The organism is Halobaculum gomorrense, assembly GCF_900129775.1.
GTDB lineage: Archaea > Halobacteriota > Halobacteria > Halobacteriales > Haloferacaceae > Halobaculum > Halobaculum gomorrense.
In genome coordinates, this window is sequence record NZ_FQWV01000001.1 from 558159 (window position 1) to 580100 (window position 21942).

At 69.7% G+C, this 21942-nt stretch carries 29 protein-coding genes and 1 tRNA gene; 20 read left to right on the plus strand and 10 right to left on the minus strand.

What is annotated here, in order from left to right; genetic code table 11:
* Positions 1-56: 56 nt before the first annotated feature.
* Together BUE16_RS02765 and BUE16_RS02770 are read right to left on the minus strand one after the other, a co-directional pair.
* Positions 57-368 (minus strand): hypothetical protein, encoded by a 312-nt coding sequence (locus tag BUE16_RS02765; RefSeq protein WP_143165342.1) that lies wholly within the window; start codon positions 366-368, stop codon positions 57-59.
* A 226-nt stretch (positions 369-594) separates the two neighbouring features.
* A complete protein-coding gene (locus BUE16_RS02770) occupies positions 595-1902 on the minus strand; it encodes an MFS transporter (protein ID WP_073306863.1) in 1308 nt (435 codons plus the stop codon).
* Between the two features lie 196 nt (positions 1903-2098).
* Here BUE16_RS02770 and BUE16_RS02775 point away from each other — a divergent pair, with 196 nt between their 5' ends.
* The 5 genes from BUE16_RS02775 (at position 2099) to BUE16_RS02790 (ending at position 3916) form a co-directional block, all read left to right on the plus strand.
* Positions 2099-2584, plus strand: coding sequence for a rubrerythrin (locus BUE16_RS02775; RefSeq protein ID WP_073306864.1), 486 nt, complete (start codon positions 2099-2101; stop codon positions 2582-2584).
* A 2-nt stretch (positions 2585-2586) separates the two neighbouring features.
* The gene (locus BUE16_RS02780; RefSeq protein WP_073306865.1) at positions 2587-3024 is read left to right on the plus strand and encodes a metal-dependent transcriptional regulator; all 438 of its coding nucleotides are present in this window, start codon (positions 2587-2589) and stop codon (positions 3022-3024) included.
* A 99-nt stretch (positions 3025-3123) separates the two neighbouring features.
* Positions 3124-3258 carry a hypothetical protein gene (locus BUE16_RS17300; protein WP_268762471.1) on the plus strand — a complete coding sequence of 45 codons (135 nt, stop codon included), beginning with the start codon at positions 3124-3126 and terminating at the stop codon, positions 3256-3258.
* An 80-nt stretch (positions 3259-3338) separates the two neighbouring features.
* A tRNA-Gln gene (locus tag BUE16_RS02785) sits at positions 3339-3411 on the plus strand.
* 202 nt (positions 3412-3613) lie between these two features.
* A complete protein-coding gene (locus BUE16_RS02790) occupies positions 3614-3916 on the plus strand; it encodes a hypothetical protein (RefSeq protein WP_073306866.1) in 303 nt (100 codons plus the stop codon).
* A gap of 126 nt (positions 3917-4042) precedes the next feature.
* On the opposite strand, the gene BUE16_RS17305 is transcribed toward BUE16_RS02790, so the two are convergent.
* A complete protein-coding gene (locus BUE16_RS17305; protein ID WP_268762472.1) occupies positions 4043-4177 on the minus strand; it encodes a hypothetical protein in 135 nt (44 codons plus the stop codon).
* Positions 4178-4305: 128 nt separating this feature from the next.
* Here BUE16_RS17305 and nth point away from each other — a divergent pair, with 128 nt between their 5' ends.
* Together nth and BUE16_RS02800 are read left to right on the plus strand one after the other, a co-directional pair.
* The gene (nth, locus tag BUE16_RS02795; RefSeq protein WP_073306867.1) at positions 4306-4989 is read left to right on the plus strand and encodes an endonuclease III; all 684 of its coding nucleotides are present in this window, start codon (positions 4306-4308) and stop codon (positions 4987-4989) included.
* Between the two features lie 69 nt (positions 4990-5058).
* On the plus strand, positions 5059-5274 hold the full coding sequence (locus tag BUE16_RS02800) for a hypothetical protein (protein ID WP_073306868.1): 216 nt from the start codon (positions 5059-5061) through the stop codon (positions 5272-5274).
* Positions 5275-5308: 34 nt separating this feature from the next.
* On the opposite strand, the gene BUE16_RS02805 is transcribed toward BUE16_RS02800, so the two are convergent.
* Positions 5309-5794 (minus strand): DUF7321 family protein, encoded by a 486-nt coding sequence (locus tag BUE16_RS02805; RefSeq protein ID WP_073306869.1) that lies wholly within the window; start codon positions 5792-5794, stop codon positions 5309-5311.
* Between the two features lie 106 nt (positions 5795-5900).
* On the opposite strand from BUE16_RS02805, the gene BUE16_RS02810 reads away from it, so the two are divergent.
* From BUE16_RS02810 to BUE16_RS02845, 8 genes are all read left to right on the plus strand, one after another.
* Positions 5901-6785 carry a DUF7319 domain-containing protein gene (locus BUE16_RS02810; protein ID WP_073306870.1) on the plus strand — a complete coding sequence of 295 codons (885 nt, stop codon included), beginning with the start codon at positions 5901-5903 and terminating at the stop codon, positions 6783-6785.
* 77 nt (positions 6786-6862) lie between these two features.
* Entirely contained in the window at positions 6863-7501 is a 639-nt protein-coding gene (locus tag BUE16_RS02815; RefSeq protein ID WP_073306871.1) for a plastocyanin/azurin family copper-binding protein, read from the plus strand.
* 3 nt (positions 7502-7504) lie between these two features.
* Entirely contained in the window at positions 7505-7891 is a 387-nt protein-coding gene (locus tag BUE16_RS02820; RefSeq protein WP_073306872.1) for a DUF7318 family protein, read from the plus strand.
* Positions 7892-7895: 4 nt separating this feature from the next.
* Complete coding sequence (locus BUE16_RS02825) at positions 7896-8702, plus strand: cytochrome b (protein ID WP_073306873.1); 807 nt, start codon at positions 7896-7898, stop codon at positions 8700-8702.
* A gap of 9 nt (positions 8703-8711) precedes the next feature.
* Positions 8712-9533 carry a cytochrome b family protein gene (locus tag BUE16_RS02830; RefSeq protein WP_073306874.1) on the plus strand — a complete coding sequence of 274 codons (822 nt, stop codon included), beginning with the start codon at positions 8712-8714 and terminating at the stop codon, positions 9531-9533.
* Positions 9534-9742: 209 nt separating this feature from the next.
* Complete coding sequence (locus tag BUE16_RS02835; protein WP_234972313.1) at positions 9743-10213, plus strand: DUF7315 family membrane protein; 471 nt, start codon at positions 9743-9745, stop codon at positions 10211-10213.
* Positions 10214-10217: 4 nt separating this feature from the next.
* A complete protein-coding gene (locus BUE16_RS02840) occupies positions 10218-10478 on the plus strand; it encodes a DUF7314 family protein (RefSeq protein WP_073306875.1) in 261 nt (86 codons plus the stop codon).
* A gap of 101 nt (positions 10479-10579) precedes the next feature.
* Positions 10580-11545 carry a cation diffusion facilitator family transporter gene (locus BUE16_RS02845; RefSeq protein ID WP_073306876.1) on the plus strand — a complete coding sequence of 322 codons (966 nt, stop codon included), beginning with the start codon at positions 10580-10582 and terminating at the stop codon, positions 11543-11545.
* 37 nt (positions 11546-11582) lie between these two features.
* On the opposite strand, the gene BUE16_RS02850 is transcribed toward BUE16_RS02845, so the two are convergent.
* The 3 genes from BUE16_RS02850 to BUE16_RS02860 all read right to left on the minus strand — a co-directional run bounded on the left by BUE16_RS02850 (position 11583) and on the right by BUE16_RS02860 (position 14048).
* Positions 11583-12047, minus strand: coding sequence for a hypothetical protein (locus BUE16_RS02850; protein ID WP_073306877.1), 465 nt, complete (start codon positions 12045-12047; stop codon positions 11583-11585).
* A 108-nt stretch (positions 12048-12155) separates the two neighbouring features.
* A complete protein-coding gene (locus BUE16_RS02855) occupies positions 12156-12734 on the minus strand; it encodes a S26 family signal peptidase (RefSeq protein WP_073306878.1) in 579 nt (192 codons plus the stop codon).
* A 63-nt stretch (positions 12735-12797) separates the two neighbouring features.
* The gene (locus tag BUE16_RS02860; protein WP_073306879.1) at positions 12798-14048 is read right to left on the minus strand and encodes a tRNA (N(6)-L-threonylcarbamoyladenosine(37)-C(2))-methylthiotransferase; all 1251 of its coding nucleotides are present in this window, start codon (positions 14046-14048) and stop codon (positions 12798-12800) included.
* A 179-nt stretch (positions 14049-14227) separates the two neighbouring features.
* Here BUE16_RS02860 and BUE16_RS02865 point away from each other — a divergent pair, with 179 nt between their 5' ends.
* Positions 14228-15415 (plus strand): outer membrane protein assembly factor BamB family protein, encoded by a 1188-nt coding sequence (locus BUE16_RS02865; RefSeq protein ID WP_073306880.1) that lies wholly within the window; start codon positions 14228-14230, stop codon positions 15413-15415.
* Between the two features lie 98 nt (positions 15416-15513).
* On the opposite strand, the gene deoC is transcribed toward BUE16_RS02865, so the two are convergent.
* Positions 15514-16227 (minus strand): deoxyribose-phosphate aldolase, encoded by a 714-nt coding sequence (gene deoC, locus BUE16_RS02870; RefSeq protein WP_394327413.1) that lies wholly within the window; start codon positions 16225-16227, stop codon positions 15514-15516.
* Positions 16228-16420: 193 nt separating this feature from the next.
* Between deoC and BUE16_RS02875 the strand changes: the two genes are divergently transcribed.
* Entirely contained in the window at positions 16421-17266 is an 846-nt protein-coding gene (locus BUE16_RS02875) for a DUF63 family protein (RefSeq protein WP_073306881.1), read from the plus strand.
* A gap of 80 nt (positions 17267-17346) precedes the next feature.
* Here BUE16_RS02875 and BUE16_RS02880 read toward each other — a convergent pair whose 3' ends face one another.
* Positions 17347-18261 (minus strand): isoaspartyl peptidase/L-asparaginase, encoded by a 915-nt coding sequence (locus tag BUE16_RS02880; RefSeq protein WP_073306882.1) that lies wholly within the window; start codon positions 18259-18261, stop codon positions 17347-17349.
* 180 nt (positions 18262-18441) lie between these two features.
* Here BUE16_RS02880 and icd point away from each other — a divergent pair, with 180 nt between their 5' ends.
* Entirely contained in the window at positions 18442-19704 is a 1263-nt protein-coding gene (gene icd, locus BUE16_RS02885; protein WP_073306883.1) for an isocitrate dehydrogenase (NADP(+)), read from the plus strand.
* A 62-nt stretch (positions 19705-19766) separates the two neighbouring features.
* A complete protein-coding gene (gene yciH / locus BUE16_RS02890) occupies positions 19767-20060 on the plus strand; it encodes a stress response translation initiation inhibitor YciH (RefSeq protein ID WP_073306884.1) in 294 nt (97 codons plus the stop codon).
* 101 nt (positions 20061-20161) lie between these two features.
* Here yciH and BUE16_RS02895 read toward each other — a convergent pair whose 3' ends face one another.
* On the minus strand, positions 20162-21478 hold the full coding sequence (locus BUE16_RS02895; protein ID WP_073306885.1) for an NAD(P)/FAD-dependent oxidoreductase: 1317 nt from the start codon (positions 21476-21478) through the stop codon (positions 20162-20164).
* Positions 21479-21592: 114 nt separating this feature from the next.
* Between BUE16_RS02895 and BUE16_RS02900 the strand changes: the two genes are divergently transcribed.
* Complete coding sequence (locus BUE16_RS02900) at positions 21593-21832, plus strand: hypothetical protein (RefSeq protein WP_073306886.1); 240 nt, start codon at positions 21593-21595, stop codon at positions 21830-21832.
* Positions 21833-21942 lie beyond the last annotated feature (110 nt).

Here is a 21942-nt window from a genome sequence, read left to right on the forward strand (position 1 = left end):
AACCGCTTCAGGGTTCCTTCGAGTCGACCCTTCACGGCGGACCGCTCAACAGCGGGCTACTCCACCGTCAGGTCGGCCGGCGGCGACGAGGCGCTGCGGTTCTCGTTCCACTCCGCCAGGATCAACAGCAGCACGGCGCCGAACAGCATCGCGACGAACGCCGCGCTGCCGGCCGGGCCGTCGGTGACCGCGTGCGAGTCGAGCGTGTGGTGGAACCAGAAGAAATCCGTGAACGGCGAGTGATCGGCGTCCTCGAACGCCGACAGAATGATGTCGAGGTCCGGGAGCATCGCCCACATCCCGCTGAGGATGGCGTTTGCGCCGTTCTGGGTTGTCCGCCGGTAGAGACCGGTGGCGAGTAAGAGCACGATGGCTCCCGTCGCCCCGACAGCGAAGTGACCGATACCCAAGGATACGCACGGATTTGGGTACTTGACGCTTGTATGTCTCTCGGCGGTCCCAGGGGTCGAGAAATCCGGACCGCTCGATCGTGGTCGTCGAGCGCCCCTGACCGTCGCCGCTCGATCGCCGCCCGGCCGCCGATTCCCGTCGGCCCGCCGATGCTCTCCCTTCCGCCGACGCCGGCCTCCCCCCTCAGTCTCCGCCGCTGAACACCGCCGTCCGCCCGCTCCGTCGACCGAGCCGCACCAGCGCCGGCAGCGTCGCGACCGCCAACAGGAACTCGCTGCCGCCAGCGACGACGAACGCGGCCGTGTAGCCAAACGTCGCGGCGACGGCGCCGCCTACGAGCGAGCCGGCAAGGAAGCCGAGACTCCCGGCGGCGTTGAAGCCGGCGACGGCCGCGCCGCGTTCGCCGTCGCCCGCGAGATCGACCACAAGCGCGAGCGTCGCCGGCGCCATCAGCGCGCCGAGGACGCCCACGAGGACCATCGTCGCGGCGACTGCCGGCACCGACGGCGCGAAGCCGACCGCGATCACGACGAGGCCGAAGACGGCCGACCCGGCGGCGACCGGGATTACCCGGCCGATCCGGTCCGAGAGGAGGCCGAACGGGTACTGCAGCAGCGCGAACGGCGCGAAGAAGGCCGCCAGCATCAGGCCCGTCGCGCCCGGACCGAGCCCGAACGCCTCGCGGAAGTACAGCGTCCCGACGAGCGCGAAAAAGCCCGCGACGAGGCGGTCGGCGAACGCGAACGCGTACGGGATCGCGAGCTCGCGGCGGTCTCGGAGTCCGGCGACCAGGGTCGCGAGCCCCCCGTGGCGGCGACCGGCTGTCGCGTCGGTCTCGGTCGCCCCGTCGGCGGCTCCTCCGCCGCCTGCTCCTGGCGGACGATCTGGAACGCTTAGCGAGCCGACGGCGGCGACGGCGAGCAGTCCGGCTGCGGCGTACAGGGGGACGGTCGCGCCGACCTCGAACAGCTGCCCGCCCAGCGGCGCGCCCGTGGCGGTCCCGAGGCCGATAGCGATGCCCGCGACGCCCATGTTGCGCCCGTTTCCGCCGGCGCGATCGGCCAGCGCGGAGATCGCCAGCGAGAGCGCGCCGACGGTCATCGCGCCCTGCAGCGCCCGCAGCCCGAGCACCGCCCAGAAGGGGAGACCGACCCCGGCGACGCTCCCGAGCGCGAGGTAGCCGACCGCGCCGCCCCCGGCCGCGAGCGCGACGAGGCGGCGGCGCTCTCCGAGTCGATCCGAGAGCGTCCCCCACGGTCCGGCGAACAGCGCGAACGCGGCGAACTCGACGGCGAGAAACAGCGTCGGTCCGGCGACACCGTCGCCGCCGAACGCGGCCGTGAGCAGGTCGATACCGGGGTACACGAGCGTCTGCGCCAGTAACACGGCGTACACGACGAGCGCGAGCGCAGCCCGGTCCCGGCGGGTGCTTCCGGGGAACTCGCCGCCTCCCGCCGCGGCCGTCGTCTCCGCATCGCTCGCTCCGGTCATCGACGGTCGTTGGACGCGGGACTGCTTGAGCGTTCGGCGTCGCGGTCGGACGGGCCAGCGGATCACAACGCGGGCCCGCGCCGATCGAGTCGGCGCGAGGGGAAGGCTTACGGTTGCCGTCGCCCGACGCTGGATCAATGAACGTGGAATCGGTTGCCGAGCGATCAGCCGCCGTCGAGCCGACGGGTGATCGTCCGTGAGCGTCGGTCAACGGGTCACCTCCGACCACCAGCTCGCGCGGCTGCTACAGATCGGCGTGGTGCTCGAAGAGGTCGTCGAAGCGCGGTCGACCCAGCACCACCAGGAGATGGACGGCGATTTCGACGACGAGATCGCGGACCTCTTGGAGCATGCGGCCGAGGAGTCGGCCGGCCACCGCGAGCGGCTCGAGACGCTCATCGCGGAACTCGACGCGGAGTCCGTGTCGTACGACGAGATCGAGACGCTCGTCGAGGCGCAGTACGGGAGGACGAAGCCCGAGGATTTCGACGGCGTGCTGTACGATCAGCTGTGCAACGAGGAGACAGCGTACAAGTTCTACGACGACCTCATCGAGGCGATCGAGGAAAGCGACTCGTCGTTCTCCCTCGACCGCAAGCAGGTGCTCGACACGCTCCGTGACATCCGTGCGGAGGAGGCCGAGGGCGTCGAGGAGGTCACGGCGATCATGGAGCGACGATAACGATGAACACGGCAGACCAGTACCTGAAAGCGATCTACCTCGTACAGGAGATGGAAGACGGGCCGGCGTCGACGGGCGCGGTCGCGGACGCGCTCGACGTGAGCCCCGCCTCGGCCAACGAGATGATCGGCAAGCTCGAAGCGCGCGGCCTCGCCGAACACGAGAAGTACAAGGGCGTCTCGCTCACCGACGAGGGGATCGTCGACGCGCGCGAGGCGCTGTCGAACTACTGCATCATCGAGCGGTTCCTCGCGAACGTCCTCGAGGTCGAGGAGTTCCGTGCGGAGGCACGGTCGCTCGAAGCGGTCATCGACGACACCGTCGCCGAGCGCCTGGACACGATCATCGATCGCGCCTCGGAGTGTCCCGACTGCTTCGACGCCGAGACGGACGCCTGTAAGTACCTCGCGGAGGTCGAATCCGAGAGTCCCGCCGACTGACTCGCAGGGTCGCCGTCGGACCGTCGACCACCCCATCGGCGGCGAGCCGTCGATAGGAACTGAACGCCCCGGTATACGATCGCCCACGTGGGTGTTGGTGTGGCCAGTCGGATCAAGTCGCTCGTTGGGGCGGGCGACGACCACGACTTCGAGTTCGCCGGCCGTGAGCGGGAGTTCGGGGCGAACAACCAGCAGTGTGCCGAGTGCGACGGCTCCGACATCCGACGGATCTGACCGGGCGGGAGTGATGCGGTCCGACTGACGACCGCGGAAGGTAACCCTATTGTACGTCGGTGCGATAGTGCCGAGCACGCAGTCCCGTGGTGTAGTGGCCAATCATGAGGGCCTTTGGAGCCTTCGACGGCGGTTCGAATCCGCCCGGGACTATTTCTCGCGAACAAAGGTGAGCGAGAGATATCCTCCGGTGGATTCGAGCCCAGAGGACGAGCGAATTCGAGTCCTCGCGGTTCGAATCCGCCCGGGACTACTTTCGACCGACGATAACAGAATTACTGGATGTGGGGGCCCTGTGATCCTCGCCGACGCCCCCGCCGGAGGCGTTTTGAACGCCCGCGCTTCAGAGCCAACCGTGACGATCACCGTTCACGACATCCGGAACGGCATCCGCGGGGGTGTCGGCCGCTTCAAACGCGAGACGACCGCGACGTTCACCAAAGAGGAGCTGGCGGCGCTCGCGGACGCGCTCGGGGTTCTCGAACGGGACCGGTCGACGAACGAATCGATCCGCGCGGCGGTGCGGGTGGCCGTCGGGGTGACCGAGGCGGCCGACGAGGCGGACACGGGGCCGTTCTCGAAGCCGGAACTGCTCGCGATCGCCGACGCGCTCGGCGTCGACCCCGTCGAGGGCGACGAGCCGGAGCCGCTGTACTGAGCTGTCTCAAAGGAACGACACGGCGTACGCGAACGACGAGAACACCAGCAAGCCGACGAGAAGCACCGCGAGTACCTGTTGACGGTTCATATCGATGGCTCAAGCGAGGATCATAAAACGGCGTCGCTACAGGCTGAACAGGAGATAGGGAACGCCGAACAGCAGCAACGTCATGACGGCGACGATCGCGCCGTACCCGGCGGCGGTGCCGATGGCCGCGCGGAACGACTCGTGATCGAGGTAGCCGAGACTGAGGGTCATAGCCGTCGGTTCGGGCGCTGCGACTAAGTCGTTGCGCCCACGGTGGCGGGCGCTCACGGCGATCGACGGGTCCCGAACTCCGGCCCGTGGTCCGAACGGTTGAAGCCGGCTGCAACGGAGTGACGGGTATGGGAACGCCGCTGGACTCGCGCGAGGCGCAGGCGGTTGAGGTGCTCGACCGGCTCTACGAGGAGTACCCCGACACGGACATCTCGCTGAACTTCTCGACGAAGCTGGAGCTGCTCGTCGCCGTCGTCCTCTCGGCGCAGTGCACCGACGAGCGGGTCAACGATATCTGCGAGGACCTCTTCGAGACGTACCGTTCGCCGGAGGACTACGCCGCGGCGAGCGAGGAGGAACTCGCAGACGACATCTACGGGATCACCTTCCACAACAATAAGGCCGGCTACCTGAAGGGGATCGGCGAGATCCTCGTCGACGAGCACGACGGCGAGGTGCCGGACACGATGAGCGAGCTGACCGACCTCCCCGGCGTCGGGAGAAAGACCGCGAACGTCGTCCTTCAGCACGCCCACGACGTGACCGAGGGAATCGTCGTCGACACCCACGTCCAGCGCATCTCCCGGCGGCTCGGCCTCACCGAGGAAGAGCGCCCCGAGGCGATCGAGGAGGACCTGATGGACGTCGTCCCGGAGGATGACTGGCGGATGTTCACCCACCTGTTCATCAGCCACGGCCGAGCGACGTGTACCGCCAGATCCCCCGACTGTGCCGACTGCGTGCTCGCGGACATCTGCCCCTCCGAGCGCGGCGACTCGTCGGCCGATCTCGCCAGCGGGGCGGAGTGGTAGATCGACGGAGACGACCGCAGGGGTCGTTCGGCCACCGGACTTACCCGTCCGAGCGGTCAATCCAAACCCATGTCCGATGACGGACACGGCACCGATGTCGAAGCGGACACCGACCTCGAAACCGCCGAGGACGCGACGGCCTCGAAGGACGACGAGGATTCCCCGGAGGAGGCGATGCCGGATCAGGAGCCGGGACGCGACGACACGGACGGGGAGGCGCGCGAGGAGGAGGCCGCCGAACAGGAGAACCCCGACGCCCACCGCGACGAGGAGCCGTACCAGTAGGGGCCGAGGGTTCCGCCGGACACGTCGTTGCCGGTCACGCGACGTACAGCCCGTAGTAGCGGTACAGTCCGACCACGTAGGCGAACCCCCAGAACAGCACGTACCCGAACACGCCGATCCGGAGGCGACCCCGCCACGCGGCCATGTTCTCGTGGAGGTCGTTGAGGTTCGTGTCGGGGTCCTCGAGCTCGTAGATGTCGGCGTCGCGCTTCACCTGGAAGATGCGGACGATGCCGGTGAGGCCGAACGCCAGCAGCGCGTACGCCTGCAGTCCGAGGAAGGCGTGGAGCGCGGCGACCCCGCCGAACTGGTCGAGCAGCCGCGGGGCCATCCAGAACGCGACGGGGACCGTGTTGAGCACCAGTCCCGGGAGGATGACGCGCAGGTGTCGCACGAGCCGGTCCCAGGTGACGTGGTCTTGGTCGCGCCCGACCATGATCCACGCCCCGTACAGGTAGAACGGGAGGCTCGCCGTCACCATCGCCGCGGCCACCGTCGCCGTCGTCCCCTCGGAGACCATCCGTTCCCCCCTCCGGGTGGGGGACGCCTAAGCCCTCCGGAGCCCGGACGGCAGACGCCGTCACACGTCGCGGCGCTTATGCGCCTACGGCTCCGACATCGAAGAGATGACCGACGCCTCGGACGAGGCTGACGGCGCGCAGGCGGCCGACGCGTCGGCCGGCGTCGACGCGCCCGACGATGACGAGTCCATCGAGGCGCTGCGCGCCGAAGTCGAGGAGAAGTACGACTTCGACGACTTCGGCCCGGCGGACATGGCCGAGATGACCGCCGCTGAGTGGGACGCGGCGTTCGACCCGGACACGTGGATCACCGGCGGGGACCTGCTCGATCGCGTCGAAGACGATCTGCGCACACAGATCGCCGCTCGGGAGGTGTTCGCGGTGCTCGAACGCCGGACCGACCCGCCGTCCGTCGTTGCCTACTCCGATGAGGGCTGGGCCGTCGTCTACGAGGACGGGAGCGTCGAGGGGGAGGGGACCGTGCTCAGGGACGTGAAGCCGACCGTCGCCCTGTGCTCCATGGACTCCTACGAGGCTCGCGAGCCGCCCGAGGAGTACGAGCTACCGACACCCGACGAGGTCGAGGGGGGAACGGGGGAGTTCGGAAACCTGATGATTCAGGTGGTCGCGGGGATGCAGATCCTCGGCGGGTTGGGGCTGTTTGTGGCGTGGCTGTTCTTGGGCGTCGAGACGATCGTCGCACCGGTCATGGGCGGGTTCTTTCTCGCGGCGGGCGTGCTCCTGTTCGGACTGGTCGCGAACGCCAGGCTGTCGGACCGGTTCCGCGCCGAGGAGTATCGCGACCGGCTCCGCGCGGCCGGGGTCACCGACCGCGGCGAGCACGCGGAGTTCGTGCCGTTCGAGGAGGTCGCCGAGGAGGCGCTCGCGGCCGCCCGCGGGGAGGAACCGGAGCCACCGGAGCCCACCGTCGCGACCGGCGAAGACGGCGGCGAGTCCGCCGACGCGGCGGCGGACGAAACCGACGGATAGCGGGCCGTTCTGCGGGCTCTGTGCCGGGCCAAAGGTCGGTGGGTTTATGCGCGCCCAACCCCGAGCTGTACGTACCCATGAAGAGGCGGGACTTTATGCGACAGGCCGGCGGCGCGACGGCCGCCCTCGGGGCCGGCGCCACCGCGGCGTCCGGCACCGCCACGGCCCAGGAGGGCGGTGGCGGCGGGAAAAAGCCCGACTTCGGCGGGTACACCGAGGGCGCCAAGGGTGGCACGTATCAGGACGCCCGCGGCAGCTCCGAGGTGACCGTCGAAGTCGGCGGCGGCGGGGGCCTCGCGTTCCTGCCGACGGAACTGTGGATCGACACCGGAACGACCGTCACGTTCGAGTGGGTCTCCGGCGGCCACAACGTGCTGTTCGAGGAGACACCGTCCGACGCCGGCGTGTCCGGTCACCAGTCCATCGAGAGCGAGGGGTTCACCTTCTCCATCACGTTCGAGACGGGTGGGATCTACAAGTACTACTGCGAACCCCACAAGTCCCTGGGGATGCTCGGGGCTATCGCGGTCGGCAGCGGCGTGCCGACCGTGTCCACCGGCGGCGGCGGCGGACCGAAGGAGCTCCACGAGCTCGGCGTCGCGATCCAGGCCCACTGGGTCGGCGCCGCGACCATCCTCGGTATCATCATGAGCGTGATATTCACGTTCTACCTGGTGAAGTACGGGGAATCCGCACACACGGGGACAGGGAGGTAACCCATGTCCAGTACCGGATCCACCTACGGCGACATCCACCGCTACGAACCGGCTCGCGAGAGCACCGCAGCGGCCATCGCGATCGTCCTCCTGACGGTCATCGAGGTCGTGTTCGTGTTCATGTTCACCTACGGCCTCGTCAGCGGCTGGGGGCTGTCTGACACGGGGAACATGTTCCTCGGCGGCATCCTCGCGGTAGTCTTCATCGACCTCGCGTTCATCCTGGCGCTGTACCGCAAGGAGTTCCTCCCGGACGTCGTGATCGTCAAGAAGCGGCGTCGCAAGTGGGAAGACCTCTACATCCGCGAGGACGACGTGGACGGAACCGAACTCGGCGGCGACGCGTGGGAACAGGTGAAACGCGCCGTCTACCCCTACTACAAACGGTGAGACGATGAGTCTGGAAAAGAAAGACGAGTACGACCACAAGAACTGGCTGGAAAGCAAGGACCTCACGCCGGTGGAGGCGACGTTCCTCACCGCGCTCATCTGGGTCGACAAGCGCCTCCGCATCGTCGACTACCTCGAACTGCTGGAGTCGCTGTACTACCGGTCGAACCTCCAGATGCCGAAGTCCCACACGGAGCAGTACGACCTCGACAACAAGTTCTGGTACTGGTACGCGCTGTACACGCTGGGCTTCTTCAGTACCCTCGCATACGTCGTGGCGGCGATATCCGGCGCCTTACTGGGCTTCTACTACGTTCCCGCGGTCGGCTCTGCGGGACCGGGTGAGGCGTCGATCGCCTACAGCCAGATCGCGTTCATCATGCAGGACCTCCAGTTCGGCTTCATGCTGCGCTCGATCCACCGCTGGTCCGCGCAGGTGATGACCGCCGCGGTGTTCCTGCACATGCTGCGCGTGTACTTCACCGGCGCGTACAAGGAACCACGCGAGCTGAACTGGCTGCTCGGCATCGTGCTCATCTCGCTGACGATGGTGTTCGGGTACTCCGGGTACCTCCTGCCGTGGGACCAACTGGCCTTCTGGGCCGGCCAGATCGGCGTCGAGATGAGCCTCTCGATCCCGCTCATCGGCGAGTGGGTCGCTCAGCTCCTGTTCGGCGGGTTCTCGCTGAGTCAGGCGACGCTACAGCGCATGTACATCCTGCACGTGTTCCTGCTCCCGTTCGTGGTGACGACGCTCATCGCGATTCACATCGGCATCGTGTGGGTGCAGGGCATCGCGGAGCCGCACTAAGACAAGACCATGACCGACGACACCACCAACACGGACGGCGAACCGCAGACGGACGGCGGTTCCGGGCCCGACGGCTCGGAAGCAGATCAGACCGTCAGGTCTGATGGAGGAACGGGCATCGTCGCGCCGGACGACGAGACCCCGACGTGGCGCGAGCGGAAGGAGCGAACCGAGGGGCTCTCCCGGCTAACGTACGAGTACTTCGAGCGCGCGCGCAGCGAGGACGAGTCGCTGCGCCGGGAGTCCGACTACGTCGAGCGGGACGTGCTCGCGTTCCCGACGTGGCCCCACGAGACGGTGCGCAACCTCGCGCTCACCAGTTTCTTCGTCGGGATGATCATCTTCCTGTCGGCGACACTGCCACCGCACATCGGTGCCCCGGCGAACCCGAACTCGACGCCGGCGATCATCCTGCCCGACTGGTACCTCTACTGGTCGTTTGGCCTGCTCAAGCTCGGCCCGCTCAACCCCGAACTCGCCATCCTCGGCGGGCAGAAGCTGATGGCCGACCGCACGTACGGCGTGCTCGCGAACGGCGTCATCGTCGGCGCGATCACCGTCGTCCCCTTCATCAACAAGGGGAGCGCGCGCCGGCCCGTCGAGCAGCCGTTCTGGGCGGCCGTCGGCATGTTCGGCGTGACGCTGGCGTTCACGCTGTCGATGCTGTCGGTGAAGAACCTCATGCCCATGAACGTTCACCTGCTGTTCGACCTGACGTTCCTCGCCCCGCCGGTCGTCGGCGCGATCACCTACGCGGTGCTGAAGACGATGCGCGAGGGGTACATGTACGACCTCAACCGCCGGTATTACCGGCTCAGACCGCCGAAATAACGGCGTCCGTCGCAGGCGCCGATCCCTCGATGGTCGCCTCTTTGCTGTCCTCTGACTCGCCTCCTCGGTCGGCCGTCCAGCCTCTCACACGCCACCGTTTTCTCGCCGCGTTCGGTTTCTCACGGAGGCGCTGTCTCCCCCTCGCTCCCACACCGGCCTCCGGCGGGCGGACCCGCAGGACATAGTATCGTTCGGACCCTCTCGGACGTATGAGCGACACGGCGACCAATGGCTCCGACCCCTCGGCCGGCAGGGACAGCACGGTGGACGGCGGTTCGGGGTCAACTGCGGGCGACGACGGAGCCGAGGACGACGGCCCGGCGGGACCGGACGGACACGCCATCAGCGACGGCGGCGCTCGCGACGTGGTCGTCCCGATCGCGTTGTACAAGCGGGTCACCGCGTACTCGACGCTCGCGGCCGTGGCGGCGGTCGTGTTCGGCTTCATCATGCTGGATGCGGCGACGCTACAGGTGTCGCTCGTGCGGCGCCTCGTCACCGGCACGTTGGGCGCTTTCGGCGTCGTTCTGCCGGAGACGGCACTCACTGCGTTGTTCTCGGTGATCGGGCTCGGGCTGATCGCGTTCGGTGCAGGCGTGTACGTACTCGGATCGCGGTTTCGCGCGGCCGGAATGGGCGCGGAGAACGAAAACGCTCAAGACGGCGACGCCAAAGAGTAGGACAATGGCAGACGAGTTCATCAAGGGCCTCGGGTTGTTCGCCGGCGCAGGGCTCGCGTGGATGGTGCTCGCGGGGTGGTACCGGACGCCGTCGTTCGAGAGCCCCAAGCAGCTGATCGCGGCACCGCCCGAGCCGAACACCGTCTTCGACGCCGTCGGCATCTTCCTCAACGACGTGTTCTTTTGGACGGCCATCCTGGGAGCGCTGACGTTCTGGGTGCTTATCCCCGCGCTCAACCAGGTGCGCGAATCGTCGACGGCGTAGTCGATCTGACGGCCCGCCAGTGAGTCCCCCGTTCGAACCCCTCGCTTCGAGATCCCCCGAGTGCGGAGCGCTTTTCATCGCCGCCGCACCCAGTTGACGGTATGGACCGCAGGGCGACCGTCCGTCGCGTCGGTGCGGTCATCCTCGTCGCGAACCTGCTGCTGGCGGCTGCGAAGGCGGCCGTCTGGTACGCGACGGGGAGTCTCGCGGTGGGTTCGGAGGCGGTGAACTCGATCGCCGACGTGGCTTACTCCGCGGTCGTCGTTGCGGGATTGTATCTCACGACGCAGCCGCCGGACTTCGAACACCCCCACGGCCACGAGCGCATCGAGCCGTTCGTCTCGCTGTTCGTCGCCGCGGGGGTGTTCATCGCCGGCATCGGCGTCGCGTACTCGGGGGCGTCCGCGCTGCTCGCGCCCGGACCGGCGCGCGCCGTCGTCGGGAGTCCCCTCGCCGTCGGCGTGCTCGTGGGATCAGGGGCCGTGAAGTTGCTCCTGTACCGCTACTGCCTCCGCGTCGGTCGGCGACTGGACTCCCCGGCGCTGGTCGCGACCGCGCTCGATAACCGCAACGACACGCTCACCGCGTCCGCGGCGCTGATAGGGGTGATCGGAGCGGCGGTCGGCTATTCGGCGCTGGACGCGATGGCGGCGGTGGCCGTCTCTCTCGGCATCCTCTACACCGGCTATGAGATCGTCCGCGACAACGTCGGCTACCTCGTCGGTGCGGCACCTCCCGAGGACCTGCGCGAAGAGATCCTCGATCGGGCGCTCTCGCACCCGGAGGTCCGGGGCGCACACGACGTGGTCGCCCACTACGTCGGCCCCGAGGTGGACGTGAGCCTCCACATCGAGGTCGAGGGGGCACGCTCGCTGTTCGAGGCCCACGACATCGAGACCGAGGTGGTCGAGTCGATCCGGGCGATCCCCGCCGTCGACGACGTGTTCGTCCACGTCGACCCGAAGGAACTCGGCGAGTGGAAGGAGGCCGACGACGCACGCATCGCCGCCGACGAGGGGGTCGCCGGCGACGAGCCCGTCCGCCCGCCGAACACGAGCGACCGGTAAGCACGGCCAGCGGTGTCGCTATCGGGATTTCCGCCGATCAGTAGAAATGCAGCCGGCGGTCGTCGTCTCCGGTCGACAGCGACGCCGTCGGGTCCGCGTCGTCGACCGTCGCTCCGCGAGCCTCGCCGGTTTCGATGCGAGCGGCCGCGCGGGCGGCCGCTCGGAGCGCGGCCTCCACGGTCGCGCGGTCGTCGTCACTCGCCGGCACGCCCGCGACCGTGGTTCGACGGCCAGCGACGCGGTCGCGCTCGTGGACGGCGAGCGCTTCGGCGTCCCCCGTCCCCGCCGAGGTGATCACGAGGTCCCGCGGGTACTCCGGGTGGCGGAGGGTGACGCCGTCGGCCGGGAGGCGGTCCTCGAACTGGAGCACCTCGGTGCCGACGCGCCAGCCCGCGGGGACGAGTGCGTCGACCGGCAGCTCGTGGAGTACGTCGCGCAGCGTCCGCTCAGTCCGCGCGGCGCTCAAGCCGTTCGGCCGGTCCTCGCCGCGGGTCGGAGGCATGCGTGTCAATAGGTTGCCACCGGGCATCAATCCGACGGCCGTCCGAACGAACGCCCGTCGCTTCCGCCGCGCGGCCGGCGTCGGCTCGCCCCGGGCCGGGTCGGCGCCTCAGGCGCCGGTCAGCGCGAGCCGAATGTGACCCAACAGCGGGATCGCGACGCGCGCCTCCGACCGGATCCGGTCGGGGGCGACGATCGGCGAGTTGCCGTTCACCTGATCGTACCGGTCGTTCGCGTCGCCTTTCGTGATGAACCCCGCGTACGGGGCCGGACAGTCGGTCAGCTCCGCACACGAGTCGACGCCCGACGGGAGATACGCGGGGTTCGCCTCGCCGTACCAGTTCTCGCCGTCCTCGACGTAGAAGTGCGCTCGGTGGATGATCGGCGTCCCCGGGAGCGCCGGCGAGGAGAACACGATCACGTCGCCGCGGGCGCCGAGCGTCCGGCTGTCCGCCGGCGCCCCGTGGACCGGTCGGACACCCGCGGCGACGCCGTCGGCGCCGAAGCGCGCGGGCTCGGAGACGACGACGAGGTCGCCGCGCTCCATGTGCGGCTCCATGCTGCCGGACTCGACGGCTACCATCGGCGGCCAGACGCCGGTGACGGCGAACAGCAGCGCTGCGACGACCGCGACCGCGACTGCCGTGCTCGCGGCGTCGCGAACGACCTGTCGGAGGGCGTGGATCACGGCGAACGATGCGACTCCGATAGAATCAGTGTTCGGGTCGCGTCCGCTCGGCCACCAGTCCCCTCAGATCGGCTCGCCGAACGCGTACATCGTGTTCTGTCCGATGACCGTCACGTCGAGGAAGTCGCCGAGCTCGACGCCGTGTTCGTCCGCGTGCTGGACGATCACCTGCCGGTAGGCGCCGTCGCGGCACTTGACGGAGTCGCCGGTGCCCTCCTCGACGGCGAGGACGCGTCGTTCGCTGCCGACCATCGACTCGTACGCCTCGCCGACGATCTCGCGCTTGACGGCGCTCATCTCCTTCGAGCGGTCCTTCTTCGTCTGCCCGCCCAAGCCCTTCATCTCTGCGGCCTCCGTGCCCGGGCGCTTGGAGAAGCGCGTGACGTTCACCTTCTCGGGGCGGACCTCCCGCAACAGCGCCATCGACTGCTCGTGGTCGTGGTCGGTCTCGGTGGGGAAGCCGGCAATGAAGTCCGTCGAGAGGGTCCACTCGTCGAGACGCTCGTCGAACGTCTCGACGATCTCCAAGAACTCGTCGACGCGGTGCTGGCGCCGCATGTCCTCCAGGATCGTATCGCTGCCGGACTGCACCGGGAGGTGAATGAAGTCGTACAGTTTCTCGTTGCGCGCGAACACGTCGGCCAGCTCCTCGCGGATGCCGTGGATACCGCCGGGATTCGCCATCCCGACGCGAACGCGGAACTCGCCGTCGATGTCGCAGATGCAGTCGAGCAGTTCGGGCAGCTTCCGCTCGCCCTCGTCCCAGCCGTAGACGCCGGTGTCCTGTCCGGTGACCCGGATCTCTCTCGCGCCGGCGTGCACGAGCGCGCGGGCCTTCTCGACGTTCTCGGCGACGGGCGGCGAGTCGATCCGGCCGGTGGCGAACTTCGTGATACAGTACGAGCAGTTGCTCATGCAGCCCCGGGCGATGGGGAGGATGCCGACCTGGCCGTCGATGACCGGCGCGGTCCCCTCCGTCGGCGTCGGACACTCGCCGTTCATCACGGCGGTCGGCACGTCTTCCCAGTGGAGCACCCGCGCGTCCACGTCCGCCTCGGCGAACCGCTCGCCCTGCGCCAAGGCCATGCAGCCCGTGACGATGAGGTCGGCCGTCTCCTCGGAGAGTTCTTCCGCCCGGCGGAGCATGTTGCGCTCGGTCTTCTCGACGACCGTGCAGGTGTTGAGGATGGCCACGTCCGCCTCGGCCGGTCCGTCGACGGGGCGGTGACCGCCGTCTCGGAGCCGACGTTCGATCTCCCGGCTCTCACCCCGATTGGACGTGCAGCCGTAGGTCTCGATGTGGTACGTCGCCATTCGCGTGTCTCGATCCTACCCGCGAGCGAGGTTAAGAGGTACGGTCCGGGGTGACGGCCCCCGGGAGGTCGACGCGGCCCCGAGCGGCGATCGACCGCGGCCGCGCGGTCGGGTCAGTCGGGTCGACCCCGCGGATGGGAAACGGATATACGCCGCCCGTCGAAGGATCCGGCGAACGGATGGTCTCGCGCCGCCGCCTGCTCTCGGGGTTCGCCGCCGCCGGAGCCGCGGGGTTTGCCGGCTGCTTGGGGAACGGACCGGGCGCGACGAGTTTCTCGCCCGGCCGCGACTCGACGACGGAGTGGCCGCTCCCGGGGCGCGGCCCGCGGGCGACGAACTACGCGCCCGACGCCGTCGCGCCGCGAACGCCGCCGACCGAGCGCTGGCGAGCCGAGGTGGGCCGAGCGGTCGGCCGGGTCGTGGTCGCCGGCGACACCGTGTTCGTCCCCGCTGAGGACGCCCTCCACGCGCTGCGGCTCCGCGACGGTGAGGAGCGCTGGCGGGCGCCGATCCGCCCGTACGGGGTCGCCGTCGCCGACGGCGTCGCGTACGCCGTCAGTCGCGACGAGCCGCTGGTGTACGCCTTCGAGGCCGGGACGGGCGAGGAGCGCTGGCGCGCCGAAGCGGCCGCCGACTTCGCGGCCGCGCCGCTGCCGGTGTCCGCCGGCGACGCGGTCGTCGTCGGCGACACTGACGGCCGGGTCGCGGCGCTCGCTCCCCGAACGGGCGAGCCGCGCTGGGCGTTCCGGACGTTCACCGGCGTCTACTCGCTCGCGGCCCGCGGCGACCGCGTCTACGTGGGCACGACCGGCGGCGAGGCGTACGAACTCCACGTCGTCGAGGGCGACGACGGGAGTCCGCGCGGCGTTCCCCTGTGGCGCCGGAAGCTCCCCGGGACCGTCCGCGCCCTGACAGCCGCCCGCGAGGCGGTGTACGCGGCGACGTTCGGCGGCGGCGTCCTCCGCCTCGCGATCGGGGCCGCCGCCGGACGAACCGAGTGGCATGCCGCCGGGGCGCCCACCGTGACCGACGCGCTCGTTCACGCCGGGGGCCTCCTTGCGGGCGCGGGCCCGACGGGAGTCTCGGCGTTCGGCGACGGCGACGGCGGGCGGCGGTGGCGCGTCGGCGTCGACCGCGTCGCCCCGGTGTCGCCGGCGGTCGCCGCGGGCGACACGCTGTACGTTGGCATCGGCGGCGCGCTCCGGGCGTACGCGCTCGGCGGCGGGATCGGCGTCGGCCCCTACCGCGTCGATATCGAGCGGTGGCGGCGGGAACTCTCCGTCAGGAACGTCGTCGTCGCCGACGGCGCGCTCGTTGTCGCCTCCGACGACCTCGCCGGCTCGCCGGGCGTCGTCGTGCTGGAGTGAGCCGGCAGTCAGACCCGTTGGCTCGCCGCCGACTCCGGCGTCGCACGGGGCGTCGGCTCAGGTGCCGGGGTGTTCGCCTCAGGTGCCGGGGTATCGACTCAGGCGTCCGGGTGGCCGACGACGATGTCGACGCCCGAGGACGCGCCGATGCGAACCGCGCCCGCCTCGAGCATCGCGACCGCCTCGTCGTAGCTGCCGACGCCGCCGCTGGCTTTCACCGGCAGGTACTCGCTCATCAGCTCCACGTCGGCGACGGTGGCGCCGCGGCTCGCGAACCCGGTGGACGTCTTCACCATCGCGGCGTCGGCGTCGCGTGCGGCCGCACACGCTCGGCGCTTCTCCTCGTCGGACAGCAGCGCCGTCTCGATGATCACCTTCACCGGGACTGGGACGGCGGCGACGACCTCGGCGATCTCCTCGCGGACGGCCTCGTCGTCGCCGGCTCGCAGCCGGCCGACGTTGATCACGAGGTCGAGTTCATCCGCACCGTCGTCCCACGCGTCCTCGGCCTCGACGCGCTTGACGGTGGGCGCGTGCTGGCCGTGCGGGAAGCCGACCACCGTCGCCAGCGTCACGTCGGGCGCGTACTCGGCCGCCTCGGCGACGTAGCACGGTGGAATGCAGGCGTTCATCCCGTGTTCGGCCGCTTCGTCGAGGAGCGCCTCCATGTCGGCGAGCGTCGTCTCGGGGCCGAGCACGGTGTGGTCGATCGTCGCCGCGAACGCCGCGAGCGACAGCGAGGCGGGGTCGTCGATCGCGCGGGCGTCGACGGCGTCGTGCGCGCCGCGTCCATCCCGGGCGTCGTCGGTCATGCTCGCCACTCCGACGCGCTGCCCGGAAAAGCTACCGAGTGGGAGCGGCAGCGAGCGGGAGTCGGCCACCAGCATCGACAGCCCGCGTTCGCTGGCGGATCCCTACCCGTTCACCAAGAAGATGGCGGATCCCTCCGCGCGTTCGCTCAGGGGATTCCCCAACGCTTTCATCCGGCGGACCGCCCGAACGAGCATGGATTCGTATCCGACCGTCGCCCCGCTCCCGGGGCAACTGCTTCCGACCGGGTTCGGGCTGCCGCCGCTGCCGTACCTCGCGGGTCTCGCGCTCGCGCTGGCGGGCGTCGCGCTCGCGGTGCGCCGGCGCGACCCCGAGTTCGGCGGCCGTCACGTCCTCGCGCTGGTGCCGTGGATGTGCGTCGGCGCCGCCGGACACGTCCTCTCGGTCGTCGGCGCGCTGCCCGCCGCGGTCGCCCCGCTTTTCGGCACCCCCAGCGCCTACTTCACGACCGCGGCCGCCGCGGGGACCGCGTGGGTCGTCGCGCTCGCGGCCGGCCGCGACGACGCCCGTGCGCTCGGCCTCGCCGGCGCGGTCACGCTCCTCCCGGCGGTGGCCGGCGTCGTCGCGTACGGGATCGCGAACGGGACGCTCTCGCCGGTGCTCCCGGCGGCCGGCCTCGTCGTCGGCGCCGCGCTCGGCGTCGGTGTCGGTGCGCTCCTGTACCGCCTGCGCGAGGGCGCCGCGGTCGCGGGACGGGCGGGGCTGCTCGCGGTCGCCGCCCACGGCGTCGACGGCGTGACGACCGCCGTCGGGATTGATCTGCTCGGGTTCGGCGAGCGCACGCCCGCCTCGCGGGTGATCATCGAGTTCGCGGCCGGCCTCCCGACGGCCGACGCGCTGGGTGCCGGCTGGCTGTTCGTGCTCGTGAAGCTCGCGGTTGCGTGTCTCGTCGTCGTCGCGGTCGCGCCGACGGTGCGCGAGGAACCGCGCTACGGGTACGGGCTGTTGGCGCTCGTGACGGCCGTCGGGCTGGGCCCCGGCGTCCACAACGCGCTGCTGTTCGCGGTCGAGGTCGCGTAGGACCGCCCCGACGCCGCCTCGCCCTGCCTCGCCCCGCTCCGCCGGCCCGCCGCCCCAGCCCACGACCGCCGGTCCCCCAGTTACTCCGACGTGGCGACGCTCGTTTGCATCCCTTCGGAGTTGTACGCCGACCCGGCGCCCGCCTCGTCGAGGACGATGACGCCGGCCGAGGAGCCGGTGAGCTCGCCGAACTCGTCGATCGCGCGATCGGCCGCCGCCTGCGCGTCGAGGCCGTTCTCCAGGTGTCGCACCGCTCGCCGTGTGAGCGTCGCCTTCGCGATGTCCTCGCCGGCGCCGGTGGCGCTGGCGCCGCCCGCGGGCGCACAAAAGAAACCCGACCCGATCTGGGGAACGTCGCCGACGCGCCCAGCCAGCGCGAACGTCCGTCCGCCCGTGGAGGTGCAGGCGGCGAAGGTGTCCGTCTCGGGGTCGTGCGCGACTGCACCCACCGTGTCGTGGTCTCGCGGGTGGTCCCCGCTCGACTGCTCCGCGTCGCTGCGCGATGCGCCCCCGCCGAACGTCCCCTCCAGCCACGCGAGGTGGTTTCTCGGGCCGGCGTCCGGTTCGGGCGGGTCGGCGCCCTCGTAGGCGTCGCGGCCGTCGTCGGTCACCAACTCGCGTTCGACCTCGACCCCGAAATCGTCGGCCAGATCGACCGCGTGGACGCCCGAGACGAACACGTGGGGCGTCTCCTCCATGACGACGCGCGCGACCGCCGCGGCATTGGCCACGCCCGGCATCGAGGCGACGGCGCCGGCCTCGCGCTCGTCGGTCATGATCCCCGCGTCGGTGCGGACGACGCCGTCGGACTGGACAGCGCCGCCGTAGCCGGCGTTGAAGCGCGGGGACTCCTCCAGGTCCTCCATGGCGGAGACGACCGCGTCGACGACGCCGGTCGCGTCCGCACCGGTATCGGCCGCCTCGTCGAGGATCGCCTGTCTGGGCTCCGGTTCGTCGGGGACGCCGCCCGCGCCGCCGTGACAGATAACTCGCACGGCTCCTTCCGGGGCGGCACCGGGCATCAATCCACGGGAACCGGCCGACGGTTCGCCGCCGCGGCCGCCGGGTCGCCAGCGTCGAACGGGGACGCGCGGGGCCGGTTCGCACGGGCGTTTCGTCGCCCCGAGACGGATAACGGCAGGCTTTTTCGCCCGCCGTCGGAAGGCGAACGTGCTATGAGCTACGACATTGCCGAGCGTCCCGAAGACGGGGAGACCATCACGCTCGTCGACGAGGAGACCGGCGAACTCGACGTGCCCGAGAACCCGATTATCCCGATTATCCACGGCGACGGGATCGGCACTGACGTCGGCCCCGCGGCCCAGAAGGTGCTCGACGCCGCCGCAGAGGCGACCGGCCGCTCCATCGCCTGGATGCGCGTATTCGCCGGCGAGTCCGCCCGCGAGAAGTACGACGAGAACCTCCCCGACGAGACGGTCGAGGCGTTCCGCGAGTTCCGCGTCGGCATCAAGGGTCCGCTGACGACGCCCGTCGGATCGGGCTTCCGCTCGCTCAACGTCGCGCTGCGAAAGACGCTCGACCTGTACGCGAACGTCCGTCCCACCTACCACCTCGACGGCGTTCCCTCCCCCGTCAAGAACCCCGAGGAGATGGACATGATCACGTTCCGCGAGAACACCGAGGACGTGTACGCCGGCATCGAGTGGGAGGCCGGCACCGACGATGTCGAGCGGGTTCGCGAGTTCGTCGAAGATGAGATGGGCTTCGATTCGACCATCCACGACGGCCCGGTCGGCATCGGCGTCAAACCGGTCACGGAGTTCGGCTCCAAGCGCCTCATCCGCGAGGCCATCGACTACGCGATCAACAACGACCGCGACTCGGTCACGCTCGTCCACAAGGGGAACATCATGAAGTTCACCGAGGCCGCCTTCCGCGACTGGGGCTACGAGGTTGCCGAGGAGGAGTACGGTGAGGACGTGATCACCGAGGACGAACTGTGGGACGAGCACGACGGCGAGCAGCCCGAGGGCACAGTGGTCGTCAACGACCGCATCGCCGACAACATGCTCCAGCAGCTGCTGACGCGGACCGACGAGTACAACGTCATCGCGACGATGAACCTCAACGGCGACTACATGTCCGACGCCGCCGGCGCCCAGATCGGCGGGCTCGGCATCGCCCCCGGCGTCAACTACGGCGAAGGCAAGGCGCTCGCGGAACCCGTCCACGGCTCCGCGCCCAAGTACGCCGGTCAAGATAAGGTCAACCCGACCGCGATGATCCTCTCGGGCCGCGAGATGCTCGATTACCTCGGCTGGGACGACGCCGCAGACCTCGTGCGCGACGCCGTCGAACAGCAGATCTCCGAGGGTCGCGTCACCTACGACCTGGAGCGGCAGCGCGAGGGCGCCACGAAGCTCGCCACCTCCGAGTTCGCCGAGGAGGTCGTCGAGCGGATCCACGACCTCGCGTAAGCCGGTCGCCCATACGCCACACCGACACTCCCGCTTTTTATTTCACGCCACGTACGAGTAGCGTGGGAGATACCACTGAGGATCCCTTCGACGGGATCCCGGACGACCTGACCGCTGATTTGGACCGCTCCGAGCAGACCCTCTCGGTTCGCATCGAGCGGCGCACGTACAACAAGCCCGTCACCGTGATCGAAGGGTTCGACCCCGACGCGACCGATCTCAAGGAGTTGGCCTCGGAACTGAAGCGCGCCGTCGGCGCGGGCGGCACCGTCGACGACGGGGCTATCGAGGTGCAGGGCGACCACGAGGAGCGCGTCGGCGACCTCCTCGCGGACCGCGGCTTCAGGCTCGTGTAACTCCCGGTTTCGGACACGGCCGTCGAACCCTGTCCGGCCGGCCCGTACTCACGAACCGGACCCGTAGCGACGCCGCGCCGACGTTCACGCCGGGGAGGATGTCATTTCCCGAGGATCCGGTCGGCGCACTCGTAGCCGGCGACGACGCCCCCGTTCAGGCTCCGTTCGGGGTACTGCGCCTCGCTGGCCATTCCCGCGTAGTACAGGCCGTCGGCGACCTCCTCAGCGAGGTCGTAGGGGACGACCAGATCGAGATAGCCGCGCTCGTAGACGGGCGCCGCTCGCGGCGCGCGCGCGAGGCGGAACCGCGAGACCGAGTCGCGCGAGAACTCGGGGAACATCTCCGCGACGTGATCGAGCCACCGGTCTTCGATCGCTGTGTCGCTCGCGGTCGCGAGCCACTCGTCCTCGCGTTGCACGTAGCTGGCGACGTACAGCAGGTGGTCGCCGCCGTAGCGCTCGGGCGGGACGAAGTTCGTATGCTCGATGAGCGCGCCGAAGGGTGCGTCGTGGCCGATGTTGAGCCAGTAGGTGTCCGTCAGCGGCTCGTCCATCGTGACCACCGCACAGACGGCGCCCTGGAAGTCGATGTCGCATGCGTAGCCCGTGAGGTCCTCCAGGACGTTCGGCATCGTCGCGACGACGACGCCGTCGACGGTCTCGGTGCGCTCCTCGCCGTCCTGTCGGACGACGATCTCGGAGACGCCCCCGTCGCGGGTGTCGAGGTCGGTCACGCGGGCGTTCGTCTCGATGTGCTCGCGGCCCACGTCGTCGACGAGGGCGTCGATGACGGGCGCGAAGCCGCCGTCGAAGTAGCCGAGGATCTCCCCGCGCAAGAGATCACGCTCGCCGCGGAACTTCACCCGGCCCAGCAGCCAGGCCGCGCTAACGTCGTCTTTGCGGGAGCCGAACTTCGCGTCGAGCAGCGGCTCGAAGAAGTTCTCGTAGACGCCGCGGGAGGTGTGCTCCAGGAGGAACTCCCTGATCGGCACGTCCTCGAACTCCGCGAGGTCGTCGTACGTGTCGAACGAGGGGACTCCGCCGCGCACGTCGATCTCGAGGGTGAGCATCCCCAGCCGGAACTTGTCGTACACGCTCATGTGCGGGTACGCGAGGATCTCCCACGGGGTGTCCAGCGGGTGGACCACGCCGTCGACGTAGTAGGCGTTCTTCCCGACGAGCCACTCCAACCGGTCGCCGACCCCCAACTCCTCGGCCAACTCGACGATCGTCTCCTCGGACTTCGAGAGGTGGTGATAGAACTGCTCGATGTCGTCGCCCCCGGTCTCGTAGGTTCGCGCGAGCCCCCCCAGCGCGTCCTCGCCGCCGGCCTCGTACACCGTCACCTCGCGCCCGTTCGCGCGCAGGCGACGCGCGGCGGCCAGGCCCGCGATGCCGCCGCCGACGATAGCGATCATGTCGGTGCGTGCGCGACGGCGTGGCAAGTCGCTTGTGGATGGTCGCCGCGAGCGCCGCGGAGGGTCGTCGGCCCGGCGGGAACGCTGAAGCCGCTGGCGACCGAACGAGGTCGTATGACGGACGACGACATCGAGGTGGAGGTCGAGGTGGAGGTCGAGGTCGACAGCGACGAGCTGGAGGTCGAGGTCGACGACGCGACCGAGTACGAGGCGGAGTTGGAGACCGACGGGCTGGAGATCGAAGTCGAGGTCGAGGTCGAACGCTACGGCGGCGACGCCGAGGAACGCGATCACGAGAGCCACGGGAAGCCGGACCCCGACGTGGGGGGACCGACACACGAGCACGACGAGTGACGGCGGGCGACGGCGTCGGGATCGAGGGCGACGGCCGGACACGACCCCCGACCGGCAGTCCCGCGACCGCACCGCCGCCGGCGACGAACGCGCTTTTTAACCCACGCGGC

Coding starts and splice junctions, on each gene's coding strand:
- BUE16_RS02770 (WP_073306863.1), bottom strand. CDS start 1,902: ATGACCGGAGCGAGCGATGCGGAGACGACGGCCGCGGCGGGAGGCGGC.
- BUE16_RS02780 (WP_073306865.1), top strand. CDS start 2,587: ATGAACACGGCAGACCAGTACCTGAAAGCGATCTACCTCGTACAGGAG.
- BUE16_RS17305 (WP_268762472.1), bottom strand. CDS start 4,177: ATGACCCTCAGTCTCGGCTACCTCGATCACGAGTCGTTCCGCGCGGCC.
- nth (WP_073306867.1), top strand. CDS start 4,306: ATGGGAACGCCGCTGGACTCGCGCGAGGCGCAGGCGGTTGAGGTGCTC.
- BUE16_RS02800 (WP_073306868.1), top strand. CDS start 5,059: ATGTCCGATGACGGACACGGCACCGATGTCGAAGCGGACACCGACCTC.
- BUE16_RS02805 (WP_073306869.1), bottom strand. CDS start 5,794: ATGGTCTCCGAGGGGACGACGGCGACGGTGGCCGCGGCGATGGTGACG.
- BUE16_RS02810 (WP_073306870.1), top strand. CDS start 5,901: ATGACCGACGCCTCGGACGAGGCTGACGGCGCGCAGGCGGCCGACGCG.
- BUE16_RS02815 (WP_073306871.1), top strand. CDS start 6,863: ATGAAGAGGCGGGACTTTATGCGACAGGCCGGCGGCGCGACGGCCGCC.
- BUE16_RS02820 (WP_073306872.1), top strand. CDS start 7,505: ATGTCCAGTACCGGATCCACCTACGGCGACATCCACCGCTACGAACCG.
- BUE16_RS02825 (WP_073306873.1), top strand. CDS start 7,896: ATGAGTCTGGAAAAGAAAGACGAGTACGACCACAAGAACTGGCTGGAA.
- BUE16_RS02830 (WP_073306874.1), top strand. CDS start 8,712: ATGACCGACGACACCACCAACACGGACGGCGAACCGCAGACGGACGGC.
- BUE16_RS02835 (WP_234972313.1), top strand. CDS start 9,743: ATGAGCGACACGGCGACCAATGGCTCCGACCCCTCGGCCGGCAGGGAC.
- BUE16_RS02840 (WP_073306875.1), top strand. CDS start 10,218: ATGGCAGACGAGTTCATCAAGGGCCTCGGGTTGTTCGCCGGCGCAGGG.
- BUE16_RS02845 (WP_073306876.1), top strand. CDS start 10,580: ATGGACCGCAGGGCGACCGTCCGTCGCGTCGGTGCGGTCATCCTCGTC.
- BUE16_RS02850 (WP_073306877.1), bottom strand. CDS start 12,047: ATGCCTCCGACCCGCGGCGAGGACCGGCCGAACGGCTTGAGCGCCGCG.
- BUE16_RS02860 (WP_073306879.1), bottom strand. CDS start 14,048: ATGGCGACGTACCACATCGAGACCTACGGCTGCACGTCCAATCGGGGT.
- BUE16_RS02865 (WP_073306880.1), top strand. CDS start 14,228: ATGGTCTCGCGCCGCCGCCTGCTCTCGGGGTTCGCCGCCGCCGGAGCC.
- deoC (WP_394327413.1), bottom strand. CDS start 16,227: ATGACCGACGACGCCCGGGATGGACGCGGCGCGCACGACGCCGTCGAC.
- BUE16_RS02875 (WP_073306881.1), top strand. CDS start 16,421: ATGGATTCGTATCCGACCGTCGCCCCGCTCCCGGGGCAACTGCTTCCG.
- icd (WP_073306883.1), top strand. CDS start 18,442: ATGAGCTACGACATTGCCGAGCGTCCCGAAGACGGGGAGACCATCACG.
- BUE16_RS02895 (WP_073306885.1), bottom strand. CDS start 21,478: ATGATCGCTATCGTCGGCGGCGGCATCGCGGGCCTGGCCGCCGCGCGT.
- BUE16_RS02900 (WP_073306886.1), top strand. CDS start 21,593: ATGACGGACGACGACATCGAGGTGGAGGTCGAGGTGGAGGTCGAGGTC.